At 31.7% G+C, this 12702-nt stretch carries 10 protein-coding genes; 1 reads left to right on the forward strand and 9 read right to left on the reverse strand.

The features are described 5' to 3' along the window. Positions 1-6: 6 nt before the first annotated feature. From ABD715_RS03635 to ABD715_RS03670, 8 genes are all read right to left on the reverse strand, one after another. Positions 7-1746, reverse strand: a complete 1740-nt coding sequence (locus ABD715_RS03635; RefSeq protein ID WP_344786708.1) for a RagB/SusD family nutrient uptake outer membrane protein — start codon at positions 1744-1746, stop codon at positions 7-9. Positions 1747-1758: 12 nt separating this feature from the next. Next, positions 1759-4860, reverse strand: coding sequence for a SusC/RagA family TonB-linked outer membrane protein (locus ABD715_RS03640; RefSeq protein ID WP_344786709.1), 3102 nt, complete (start codon positions 4858-4860; stop codon positions 1759-1761). 1054 nt (positions 4861-5914) lie between these two features. Beyond that, entirely contained in the window at positions 5915-6979 is a 1065-nt protein-coding gene (locus ABD715_RS03645; protein WP_344786710.1) for an AMP-binding protein, read from the reverse strand. A gap of 5 nt (positions 6980-6984) precedes the next feature. Next, positions 6985-7944 (reverse strand): CPBP family intramembrane glutamic endopeptidase, encoded by a 960-nt coding sequence (locus tag ABD715_RS03650; RefSeq protein ID WP_344786711.1) that lies wholly within the window; start codon positions 7942-7944, stop codon positions 6985-6987. Between the two features lie 4 nt (positions 7945-7948). Further along, positions 7949-8983, reverse strand: coding sequence for an o-succinylbenzoate synthase (locus ABD715_RS03655; RefSeq protein WP_344786712.1), 1035 nt, complete (start codon positions 8981-8983; stop codon positions 7949-7951). A gap of 3 nt (positions 8984-8986) precedes the next feature. Next, on the reverse strand, positions 8987-9664 hold the full coding sequence (locus ABD715_RS03660; RefSeq protein WP_344786713.1) for a metal-dependent hydrolase: 678 nt from the start codon (positions 9662-9664) through the stop codon (positions 8987-8989). 16 nt (positions 9665-9680) lie between these two features. Further along, the gene (menA, locus tag ABD715_RS03665; protein ID WP_344786714.1) at positions 9681-10586 is read right to left on the reverse strand and encodes a 1,4-dihydroxy-2-naphthoate octaprenyltransferase; all 906 of its coding nucleotides are present in this window, start codon (positions 10584-10586) and stop codon (positions 9681-9683) included. Further along, entirely contained in the window at positions 10583-11422 is an 840-nt protein-coding gene (locus tag ABD715_RS03670; protein WP_344786715.1) for a 1,4-dihydroxy-2-naphthoyl-CoA synthase, read from the reverse strand. Before ABD715_RS03670 ends, menA begins: the two co-directional genes overlap by 4 nt. A gap of 424 nt (positions 11423-11846) precedes the next feature. On the opposite strand from ABD715_RS03670, the gene ABD715_RS03675 reads away from it, so the two are divergent. Beyond that, on the forward strand, positions 11847-12023 hold the full coding sequence (locus ABD715_RS03675; protein WP_344786716.1) for a hypothetical protein: 177 nt from the start codon (positions 11847-11849) through the stop codon (positions 12021-12023). Positions 12024-12039: 16 nt separating this feature from the next. On the opposite strand, the gene ABD715_RS03680 is transcribed toward ABD715_RS03675, so the two are convergent. Then, positions 12040-12702, reverse strand: a complete 663-nt coding sequence (locus ABD715_RS03680; RefSeq protein WP_344786717.1) for a uracil-DNA glycosylase — start codon at positions 12700-12702, stop codon at positions 12040-12042.

The following is a 12702-nucleotide window of genomic DNA, read 5'->3' on the forward strand; positions in this document are numbered from 1 at the left end:
GCAATTTTATTGATTATAGATTTCATTAGACTGTATCTCTGTACTCGGTATAGGGAAATAGTCATGCTGTGCAGGGTCATAAATACTTTGAGCTACAGTAAAATCTGGTCTAACTTGACCTTGTATTACAAATGGTTGCTCTGTAGGGTCTTGAATTGAAGCTAAATTGTCTTGACGCCATACTTCATCAGCTCTAAGATCATCAAAAACTTCTTGAACAATACCCCAACGTACTAAATCTTTCCATCTATGTCCTTCATAACAAAGCTCTAAAGGCCTTTCAACACGACGGATGTGAGTCATAACTGTTTCTGCACTTGGTGTAACAAATGGACGGTCTCCATCAACTTGATTTTGTACAACTTGTTTACTTACATGTAATTGTGGAAAGGTTCCTTCATTCATATCCATATACTGCTGTAATGTGTACACACCAGCACGACTTCGTACCATATCGATATATTTAATAGCAGTCATATAATCTCCACTATCTTCAATAATGGCCTCAGCATACATTAACAATACGTCTGCATATCTTATATGTCTAAAATTAATACCGCCACGTCCTTGCGCAGGTTCTGCTGGTAAATGATACCAATTAGAGTGCTTTTTTACGTATGCACTTTGGCCACCGCCCCATCCACCAATTGTGCCATAAGGTTCAAGATACCACAGGCCTTCTCCGTTTTGAGGCGCAATACTAGCGTTCATTCTTCTAGATTCTAAGTTATCATCATTTATTGAATTATCAGGATCTACTTCATCATCAACAAGCATTTCATGCAGGTTGTAAGTAGGAAGAACTGTATTAAATCCTCCAGCTCCTAAACGACCAACCTCTGAAGATAATGTAGTTGATTCAGACCCTGTATTAAAAGGAGTATCATCAACTGGAAATCCAGAGTTTCCAGGATTGATATCAAAAGAGTAATTAACTTCAAGTATTGATTCTTCATTAAACTCATTTTCATGCCAAAAATTGTCGGTAATATCTTTTGTAAGTGCATAGTTACCAGAATCTATTACTTCCTTAAATAAAGCGACAGCTTGTGGCCAATTTTTCTCAAATAAATGTACTTTACCCAACATGGTTGTAGCAGCTCCCCAAGTAATTCTACCAAGATCTTCACCGTTCCATTCTTCTGGTAGGTTGGCCATTGCGAATTCTAAATCAGGAATAATTATAGTAGAAGTGACTTCTGCCTTATCTGCAAATGGCTGGTTAAAATCTTCTGTAGAACGTGCTATATCTAAATGAATCATAGCTCCACCATAAGAATGCGCTAATTGCCAATAGAAAAAAGCTCTTAAAAAACGTGCCTGTCCTTCAATGACTGCTTTTGTATCGTCATCCATTATACCTTCTTCAACTGTCTCGAGATTTACGATAACTTGATTTGCTCTAAAAATTCCGACATAACATTCTTCCCACTTATCAACTACATGAATACTGGTATTATTAAATGCTAGATTTCTAAACGCAAAAGGTCTGTACCACGATTCGGTGCCACCTAGGTCTCCTAATACAAATTCTTGTACTAGCTCTGCACCACTAATGGAGCGGTATTGCAAAGCACCATATACAGTAGCTAGAGCAGCCTGAAATTGCCCTTCAGTCTTCCAAAACGTCTCTGGTGTAATAAAATTTGGATTTTGTTCATCTAAGAATACACCTTCGCTGCAACTCGTTGTAACGAATATAAAAAGCAGTGTAAACTTGATTAAGCTATTTTTAATTTTTTTCATAATATTTATTTTTTAGAAACTTAATTGTAATCCCATCATAAACTGGCGCGATACAGGGTAATTACCGAAATCTATACCTCTATTAGTTATACCATTACCTCCTACTTCAGGATCATATCCATTGTACTCAGTAAAAGTAAAAGGGTTTAAAGAGTTTAAAAACACTCTAAACTTCTCAATTCCAATTTTTTCTGTTCCTGGTACAGTATAACCAATAGAAAGTGTTCTAACTCTAAGGTAGGTACCATCTTCTAACCAATAGTCTGATGAAGGCTTAATATTAGAATGCCCAGATGTTTGTCTGTATGTTGGAATATTTGAATCTGGATTTTGAGGTGTCCATTGAAATACTTGATCTTGATGACGTCCAAAAGTGTAAGCAATATTCTTACCACCATTATAAATTTTTGCACCATTAGAATAAAACAATTGACATGCTAAATCCCAATTTTTGTAATTCATGTTTAAGTTTAATCCCACATCAAAATTTGGAATACCTGATCCTGAATAAATTCTATCATCTTCGGTTAAAGCACCATCTGGCACACCATCTGGGCCACTAACATCTTTATAACGCATATCTCCAATTTGAGGTGTACTTACAACACCAGCAGAATTATCTAATAATTGATATTCTGCCAACTCTTCTGCAGTTTTAATTACCCCATCATTTTGAAATAGGAAAAAAGCATAAGCCTCACGACCTACTTCAAGAAAGGTAGTTGCTTCTCCAGTTGGAACATTTACATTTATAAAACCATTTGCAAAACCTCTAGTAACACCATCTAGCTCTGTAACTTCATTTTCATTCTTAGAAAACACACCAGAAATATTATATTTAAAATCTTTACCTATTTGGTCTCTATAACTTATTCCCAATTCAATCCCTCTATTAACCATATTTCCTGCGTTAACTGGAATTGTATTATAGGCACCTTCAGCAAATGGTTGCCATGTACCAGTAGATGGTGCAAGACGTTGATTAATTAGCATATCCTCCTTATCATTCTGGTATACGTCTGCAGTGATATTTAACTTATTGTTAAAAAGCCCTAATTCAAGACCAATATTTCTGGAAATAGTAGTTTCCCAAGCTACATCTGGATTGCTGTATTTTCTTTGAGTTTGACCGAATACAATATCTTCATCAAGACCAAAAGGATAATTAACTCCTGTTTCAATAAGCTGTTGGAATCTATAATCTCCAATATTATTAAAACCTGTTTCGGCCATACTTCCTCTAAGTTTTAAGGAGTTAATAGCTTCAACATTAAACCAGTTTTCATCACTTACATTCCAACCAGCAGATACTCCTAAGAAATCTGCATATCTATTATTGCTTGGAAATCTGGAAGAACCGTCTCTTCTGTAACTTGCAGAAAGAAGATATTTACCATCATAATTATACTGAACCCTTGCTAGTTTACCTGCAATAGTATTTTTAAAATTATTACCTGTTGGTTTAATACCATCTGCCCCGTTTGATAATACTTGAACGTCATTGGAAGCTATATCGTCATACAATACTCCTACAGAAATATTTCTATTTTCAAACCTCTCATAAGAAGCTACTGCTAAAAGGTCTAAGTTATGCTTACCAAATGATTTATTGTAATTTAAAATATGCTCAATAGTTTCTCTTTTGGCAAAATTGTAAAATTCCTGTAAAGATGCATTAAGTCTTGACGCAGATTCATTTATTCTTCCAGTTCTATCAATAGCTAAATATTGTGGCTGAAAGAACTTTCTGAAAAAGTTAAATTGATTACGCCCCATATTTAATTTATACTTTAAGCCATCTACAATTTCATATTCTAGGTTAAGAGCTATACTATAATTGTTGTTTTCTCTTTCGTCTACATTATCCAATTGCCTAGATAAAAAACTAAAAAACACTTCATTTTCAACATCTAGGACTACTGCATTACCTTGAGACTCTATTGCGTTAAACGGTCTAGTATGAGGTAACTGACCAACTCCATACTGATAGAAATTGAAAGGTTCTTGGTTTCTATTCTCTTGGGTCATACTCATAGATGCAAAAGCTTTAAATTTACCTTTATTAAATTGCCCTGTTATTCTATTAGTCAATCTATCAAAGTCTGACACCTTAATTACACCATCTTGTTTAAAATAATTGGTGTTAAAGTTAAAAGTAAGATTATCAGATCCACCAGAAATATTAGCAGTAACATTTTGAATAAAAGCATTATTATTTGTTACTTCTTCCACAAAATTTGTATCCCAATCTAATGCATTGGCATCCAAGAAAAATGTGTTTGGCTCGCCCCCAGCTGCTTCTGCAGTAGTTTCTCTATTGTAAAGATGACCTGCAGTATTTGCTAAAGGTGGTCCTGATGTAATATTTTGAATACCAGTATAAGTAGATATATCTACTTTCATATTTCCAGCTTTACCTTTTTTAGTAGTAATTAATATTACACCACCTGCAGCACGAACACCATAGACAGAGGCAGAAGCACCATCTTTAAGAATATCTATTGATTCTATTTGCTCTGGAGCTATATTGGGATTACCTTCCTGAGGAATATTATCTACAACATATAATGGTTCACCTCCATTAAGAGAAACCAATCCACGTATTTGAATATTGGATGAAGAACCTGGACGTCCACTTGCAGCTTGAACGTTAACACCAGCAACTTTACCCTGAAGTGCTGCAGCAATGTCAGATACAGGAGATTCTAAGAGTTCTTCAGCACTAATTTTGGCAACAGCTCCCGTTACCTCTTTCTTTTTTTGCGTACCATAACCAACAACAACCACTTCATCAAGTTGTGAAAGATTCTCTGAAAGTATAATATTAATAGTTGTCTTATTTCCAACAGAAGCTTCTTGTGAAGTATACCCTATGTAGCTAAAAGCAAGTACGTCATTAGGGTTGGCTGTTAGCTCATAATTTCCATCAAAATCTGTTACTGTTCCGCTAGTTGTTCCTTTGATGAGTATAGTTACCCCAGGTAAAGGTAGTCCTCCTTCTGCACTAACCACACCTTTAATGGTTTTGCTTTGTGCATGTACCCAGCCCATTCCTAAAGTAAGGAATAACAGCAAGGCACTTGCATTAATAAGTTTTAATTTTTGTCTTTTCATAATAATGAGTTAGATAGTTAGCGTTTTAATGTTAATTACTGTTTTAGCATTAAAACATGTTTAATTTTACGTTTTTAATAATGAAACGCATGTAAACTTATCAGATAATTAATTAAGACACGAAAACTCGTCATCAATAAAAACTGAACAGAACTTTGCATAGTTTTTTTAATGTCATGTTTTTCGTTTAAATTAAAAATGAGTGTCAACGATTTTAAGCCTTACTTTATAGTGGTGGGAAATATTTATTTAACTTTTTTATACCTAATGTTACTTATTAGGAATTTACTATTAAACTCAATGTTTTAATGCGTTTTGAAGGGAGTTGCAAACTTATGTTGGCATCTTGTTTTTGTAGTATTAAATATAAGTTCAGTTTTTGTTCAGTATTTAAATTTAAAAAAAGAGCACTTAACTTTTCCTTGATTTTAACTTAAACATATGATAAAGAAATTTTATTATAAAATTAAAATGTTCAGTTGAGATTTATCTAAAAAGCAATTTTATTGGTTGATGCATGCCTTTTTTTGTGGTATTTACTTCTTAGAAGGAAATGGAAAGAACGATATAATGTGTAATAAAATACATATAATTAATCGTTACCAATTTTTAAATTAATTTCAAGTCTTTAAAGAATGGTATTAAAGTGCTATCTAGAATACGACAAGCCCAGATAAAAAAGATTTTTTTTTTTTAATACCCGTTATAAACTCTATCTATTCAAGGCATATCCAGTTGCAAAATATAAATCTGAATACATATTATTAACAATACGAGTATTATTGTCTATTTTACTAAGTAACAATATAACACCCAAATTGAATTAGAAAAAAAGGTTTCGTTTACAACTGGCAAATTTTAAATATAAAAATAGAACAAATTGAAATATTGTTTCGAGAAAACATCTACTATATAAAATGTATATCACACTATGGAAGAAGCTACAAATTAAATTATCAACTTTTAAATTATAATAAAAGAGCGCACTAAATTGGTGCGCTCTTTTATTGTATATAAACTATTTTATGCTTTGTTAAACTTTAAAGTATAAACATTAAATAGAATTTAATGTTTTAGCTCGATGTATTTTACCCGAAGCTGTATCTATAAACTTGTTTACAAAATACACCTCTTTTGGCTTCTCATATTTTTCTAAATCATCAAAAATAGCATTGTCTAAAGTTCTTTTTTCTCCTTCAATTAACATAATAACGCGCTCGCCTAAAGTGTCATCTTCTTGAGCAGTTACAAAAAATTGCTCTGGTATTTTATCTTGAAGCTTTTCTTCTATAGTTTCAGGATAAACTTTAATTCCGCCAGTATTAATTACATTATCATAACGCCCTAACCACTCAAATTCGGTATCAGAATGAATTTTTACAATATCGTTAGTAACAATAGTATCGTCAGATAGTTTTGGAGCATCAATAACCAAACAACTTCTATCATCAACAGATAGTTTAATATTTGGCATTACTTTAAAATAATTATCAGACTCGGTGCCATCAAAATTATTTATTTTTTTAATAGCAATATGAGATACGGTTTCTGTCATGCCATAAGTTTCGTAAACCTTTGGTTTTTTATCCTTAATAAGCTCCTTTATAGAATTTGAAACACGACCTCCACCAACAATAACAGTTTTAATACTTTTTAAATATTTAGCAAAATTCTTTAGTTGCATTGGTGTAAAAGCACAAAAATCGTAATCTTTTTCATAGTCTATTTGTGGCAAAGAAGCTGGTGCTACCATATCTAATTCTAAACCTAAAACAATAGCTCTTATAATCATCATTTTACCTGCAATAAAATTGGATGGTAAACAATTTAAAACCTTTTTTCCTGGCGTAAGGTTAAAGAAGTCTCCTGTTGCTATAGCAGAGTTTACCATAGCCTGTTTTTTAATTTGTAGCTTTTTAGGTTTACCGGTAGAACCCGAAGTTTGTACGGTAACGTAATCATTTTTATCTAACCAATCTAGAAGAAAAACCCCTAACGCCTCTTGGTAAGGCTCCCCTTCTTTAACATAGCTATAAGCTACCTCCATAAGACTGTCAAAGTTATAACTAATGTTGTCTAACTTAAATTTTAAATGTACTTTGTTGTAGTTTGGAATCATAATCTTTAGTTTATAATTTTATAATCTTCTTTCGGGAGTTCTTTTACAGTGCCAAGTAAATTTTCTTTCCAGTTGGTCCACTTGTATTTTTTAGATAAAATAAAAAGTAAAATAGGAAATATAACAAATACAGGTACAATTATTTCTGCTATTTTCATGGTTTCTGGATCGCTCATATCTTTAAAAACAGAATGTGTTTGCAATGCTGTCCAGTCTGCTGTTACCAACAATGCTGTAAATAAATTATTAGCAGCATGAAAACCTAAAGCAAGCTCTAAGCCATCGTCCATTAACGTAATAATACCAAGAAATAAGCCAGTACCTATATAATAAATCATAATAATAGGACCTAGTTTATCTACTTCAGGGTTAGCTATATGTAATAAACCAAAACCTAAGGATGTAATAATTAAAGGTGCCCATTTATTTTTAACTACAGCGCCTATACCTTGCATTAAATACCCTCTAAATAAATACTCTTCGAAACTGGTTTGAAGCGGAATCATTATCATGGCTATTACACAAAGAATTAAAAAAGGAACGGGTTTAAAATTTAAAACATAGTTTTCGGGTGATAAATAATAGTCTACTACCAATATACTACTAGATATTATACCCCATAAAAAGAAAATAAACCAAAACCTTTTCCAATCTATTTTTCTTCTACTTGTTGTAAAATTTAAAAGCGGAAGTTTATGAAAATACTTAACAACTACAAACAGCGCTATTAAACCAATTGCAAACATTAATAGCATAAAAAACAGGTTTAAATTTGGCTCTAAAACGGAAAGTAATTCGCTTTCATTTAAATTAGTTATGTCTCCGCCTTCTCCTAATAATTTAACCATTACTGCTATAAAAAAAGGAATACCACCTATTACTTGCCAGGCTATAGAAACAATAACGAGTCCTAATAAATAACGCCACCATTCGTGTAATCCTTTAAACGCTTGAGCTATATACATATATTTATAAATTTATTTTCCATGTTTTTAAATTATCGTATTGTAAAGTACCATTTTTAACCACCAAAGGCGAATCAAAATTATTGGTAAATAAACTACCTGTACCTAGGCCTTGAGGCAATTTACTTTGTTTGTTGTATGTGTACTGTGCAATGGCGTTTAAACCTACATTACTTTCTAATGCACTAGTTATCCACCAACCAGTATTATTTTTTTCTGCTACATTAATCCATGTATCACTTCCATTAAAACCTCCAACTAGCGTAGGTTTTAAAATTATATATTGTGGATTAATAGTTTGTATCAATTCTTGCTTTTTTGTTACCGAAAAAACACCAATTAATTCTTCATCTAATGCAATAGGTAATGGTGTTTCTTTGCATAAATTAGCCATAGCTTCAATCTGGCCTTGCTTAATAGGTTGCTCTATAGAATGCAAGTTATAATCTGATAGTATTTTTAATTTTTCTAATGCTTCATTTGCAGAGAAGGCTCCGTTGGCATCAACTCTTAATTCAATATCTTTTGATGTGAATTCTTTTCGTATCGATTTTAAAAGTTCAATTTCACTATTAAAATCTATAGCTCCAATTTTCATTTTAATACAACTAAAACCTGCCTCTATTTTTTCTTTTATCTGCTTATTCATAAAGGCTTTTGTACCCATCCAAATTAAGCCATTTATAGCTATAGTATCTTTGCTTTCTGTAAATTTTGAAGGAAATAAATTAAACGTATTTGTGCTTTTTAATGACAAAAATGCCATTTCTAAACCAAATTGAATACTAGGAAACTCTACTAATTCGTTTAACAAAACAGCTAAACCTAAATTAATATTATGGGTAGCCCAACGTAGTTTTTCTTCGTAATCTGCTCTATCGTCTATAGATAAGCCCTTAAACATACCGCATTCTCCAATTCCAATTTTATCATTTTCTTTTATTATGATAAGCCAAGTAGATTTGGTTTTTAAAATGCCTCGCGAAGTACCACTAGCTTGTTTAAATTCTAAAATATGTTTTTTAAACGAAGCCTGCATAGTTTATAGTTCTATATTATCACCTATGTTTAAAAGCATCAGGTCTTTATCTTTATCGAAGAATTTTCGTTTTGCAACCTCTTTATCTATTTCAATATAGCCAAAAGTATCAAAATGATACCCTAAAACTTTATCGCATTCCACAAAATCGCTAGCTAATATAGCGTCATCAATTCCCATGGTAAAATTATCTCCAATAGGTAAAATAGCCAAATCTAATTTTGTTTGAAGCGGAATTAACTTCATATCGAAAGTTAAAGCAGTATCGCCTGCAATGTATATATTTTTATGCTCGCTTTCTATAACAAAACCTCCTGGTTGACCGCCATAAGTACCGTCTGGAAAAGATGATGTATGTATTGCATTTACGTATTTTATGGTGCCAAAATCGAAATCCCATGTACCGCCATGATTCATAGGATGTCCTTCTAAACCAAGGTTTTCATAATGTTTTATAATTTCGTAATTAGAAACTATTACTGCATTAGTACGTTTTGCTATGGCTTCTACATCTAAAATATGATCTTCGTGAGCATGTGTAACTAAGATATAATCTGCTTTAAGCGTATTTATATCTATATGTGATGCGTTTGGGTTTCCTGTAATAAAAGGATCGACTAAAATATGAATGTCATCAATTTGAATACCTAAACTTGCATGACCGTAAAATGTAATTTTCATGTTTTAATTTTAAAATTTAAATAATATATCCAACGCCCATTAAAACAGCTAAAAGAAATGTACTTAATGCTAGTTTTTTTAACTCCGGATTTAAATCTTTTGGTTCTGTATTTTTCGAAACTTTTATTAAATGTAAAAGGATAGGTACAAAAGCAATAAAACAGATAAAATTATAGGGCGATGTATAATATAAAATTGCGAATAATAGAGATAAAGTTAAAGCAGAAATAACTAAAAAATAATGATATCGTTTAATTTTTTTACTTCCTAATTTTACAGCCAAAGTAATTTTGTTCGATTTTTCGTCAGATTTTATATCGCGCATATTGTTAAGGTTTAATACACCTGCGCTTAAAAGTCCAATAACACATGCTGGTAAAAACACCACATGATCTATAGTTTTAGCATACAAAACATAACAGCCTGCAACGCTAACTAAACCAAAAAATATAAATACAAATACGTCGCCAAGTGCCCTATAGCCATAAGCTTTATCGCCTACAGTGTAACGAATTGCAGCAACAACAGAGGCTATACCTAGAATAAAAAAGAGTAGTGTTAATAAAAAATGTTTTACTCCAAACGATACAAAAATGAGCATAATAGCCAAAACAATACAGATTAACACATTAATTTTAATAGCATTAAACATTTTTTCTGGGCTAATTTTACCAGATTGTATAGCACGTTCTGGGCCTATTCTGTCTTTATTATCTGTGCCTTTAACGCCATCGCCATAATCGTTTGCTAAATTAGATAGTATTTGTAAACTTAAAGTGGTTAACATAGCAAGTGCAAAAATACCCCATTTAAAAACACCATTATACTCGGCAAAACAAGACGCTACTATTATACCAGATACCGATAAAGGTAGTGTGCGCAATCGCATTGTAGATATCCATAAAGATGCTTTTTTAATCATGGAATCCATTTTTTATCAAAATTAGGCTTACGTTTTTCAAGAAAAGCATTTCTACCCTCTTTCGCCTCCTCTGTCATATAAGCTAATCGAGTTGCTTCTCCTGCAAATACTTGTTGCCCAACCATACCATCGTCTGTTAAATTCATGGCGAACTTTAACATTTTAATAGAAGTTGGCGATTTAGCTAATATTTCTTGAGCCCATTGATAAGCAGTATCTTCTAATTCTTCATGCGGTATTACAGCATTTACCATACCCATTTCGTAAGCTTCTTGAGCGCTATAATTTCTTCCTAAGAAAAAGATTTCTCTTGCCTTTTTTTGACCTACCATTTTTGCTAAATAAGCAGAGCCATATCCTCCATCAAAACTAGTAACATCTGCATCGGTTTGCTTAAAAATAGCATGTTCTTTACTGGCTAAAGTTAAATCGCAAACTACATGTAAACTATGTCCGCCACCTACTGCCCAACCTGGCACAACAGCTATTACAGCTTTTGGCATAAATCGTATTAAACGCTGTACTTCTAAAATATTTAAACGATGATACCCGTCTTCTCCTACATATCCTTGATGGCCTCGTGCCTTTTGATCTCCGCCACTACAAAAAGAATATACACCATCTTTTGTAGATGGGCCTTCTGCAGATAGTAAAACAACACCTATGTTTACATCTTCGTTTGCATCATAAAAAGCATCATACAATTCGCTTGTTGTTTTTGGTCTAAAGGCATTTCTAACATTTGGTCTATTAAATGCTATTCGAGCAACTCCATTACATTTTTTATAAGTTATATCTTGATATTCTTTTACTGTTTCCCAATTTGCTTGCTCCATTTTCTATATTTTATTCAAAAATAAATTTTATTTAATAATATCAATCAATTACAAGCTAAAATAATGTTTAAAATACACTTCCTCAAAAGGATGTTATACAAATTGTAATAACATATGTAAGTGCTTATAAATATTAACTTATTGTAAAGATTAAGTAAAGTAAAAGAGACTAAAAAACGAATTATTTATTCGTTACAACCAACTTAATGGTATTATGCTAAAAAAAACGTTAAAATTTTATCAAATTAAGAAAATACATAGGAGTATAATTGACTATAATGTAAAAATAATTATACTTATTTATAAGTGTTGTTTCGTAGTCCTTTATTGGTTAATTTTGTCCAAAATAATTAACATACCGATGGAATTTGCTTTTAATCAGTATTTTATGTATTTTTAACAAATAACAAACCCCAGTTAATATATGGTATCTACAATTACAATTACACTTATTACTTTAGTAATTTTAAATTTACTTCTACTAAAATTTAGTTCTAACAAAGTTTCAAGAAGTAAGAAAACAGTTAAAAAACCTGTAATACTACATCCGCAAGCAGCTTATACTGTTGGATCAGAAAAACTAGCTTTAACAGGAAGCTAATATTTTATTTTTTTTATTACCATTTTATAGTAAGCAAATTACAAGCTTTTAAAGCTTTATTTGTCTTACTAAAATTTTTATTGCCAAACCAATACCCTCTATTAGCGCTTAAAGGAGATGGATGACCAGAAGTAAAAACAATATGTTTACTGGTATCTATTAGCTTTTCTTTTTTCTTTGCATAACCTCCCCAAAGCAAAAAAACAATATTTTCCTTTTTATCACTTAATGTTTTAATTACAGTATCTGTAAAAACTTCCCAGCCTTTTTTTTGATGACTTCCTGCATTGGCTTCTCTAACCGTAAGTGTTGCATTTAATAATAAAACACCTTGTTTTGCCCAACGCTCTAAATTGCCACTTTTGGGATAACTTATATTTAAATCTTTTTCAATCTCTTTAAATATATTAACTAAAGATGGAGGATGCTTTACTTTATCTTTTACAGAAAAAGAAAGTCCATTAGCTTGATTTTTGCCATGATATGGGTCTTGCCCAATAATAACCACTTTTACATCGTTGACATGACAATAATTAAAAGCATTAAAAATTTCTTCTTTTGGAGGGTAACACGTATGATTATTATATTCTGTATCTACAAAATGCTTCAACTCCTTATAATAGGGTTTATTAAACTCATCACTTAACAACTCTCTCCAGCTTTTATGTAAATTCAGCAT

The organism is Postechiella marina (assembly GCF_039538365.1).
Classification (GTDB): Bacteria; Bacteroidota; Bacteroidia; order Flavobacteriales; family Flavobacteriaceae; genus Postechiella; species Postechiella marina.

Bases quoted from the DNA above. Each gene is read 5' to 3' on its own strand.
- menA (WP_344786714.1), bottom strand. From the start codon at position 10,586: ATGATTAAAAAAGCATCTTTATGGATATCTACAATGCGATTGCGCACA.
- ABD715_RS03635 (WP_344786708.1), bottom strand. From the start codon at position 1,746: ATGAAAAAAATTAAAAATAGCTTAATCAAGTTTACACTGCTTTTTATA.
- ABD715_RS03660 (WP_344786713.1), bottom strand. From the start codon at position 9,664: ATGAAAATTACATTTTACGGTCATGCAAGTTTAGGTATTCAAATTGAT.
- ABD715_RS03675 (WP_344786716.1), top strand. From the start codon at position 11,847: ATGGTATCTACAATTACAATTACACTTATTACTTTAGTAATTTTAAAT.
- ABD715_RS03680 (WP_344786717.1), bottom strand. From the start codon at position 12,702: ATGCTGAATTTACATAAAAGCTGGAGAGAGTTGTTAAGTGATGAGTTT.
- ABD715_RS03655 (WP_344786712.1), bottom strand. From the start codon at position 8,983: ATGCAGGCTTCGTTTAAAAAACATATTTTAGAATTTAAACAAGCTAGT.
- ABD715_RS03640 (WP_344786709.1), bottom strand. From the start codon at position 4,860: ATGAAAAGACAAAAATTAAAACTTATTAATGCAAGTGCCTTGCTGTTA.
- ABD715_RS03645 (WP_344786710.1), bottom strand. From the start codon at position 6,979: ATGATTCCAAACTACAACAAAGTACATTTAAAATTTAAGTTAGACAAC.
- ABD715_RS03650 (WP_344786711.1), bottom strand. From the start codon at position 7,944: ATGTATATAGCTCAAGCGTTTAAAGGATTACACGAATGGTGGCGTTAT.
- ABD715_RS03670 (WP_344786715.1), bottom strand. From the start codon at position 11,422: ATGGAGCAAGCAAATTGGGAAACAGTAAAAGAATATCAAGATATAACT.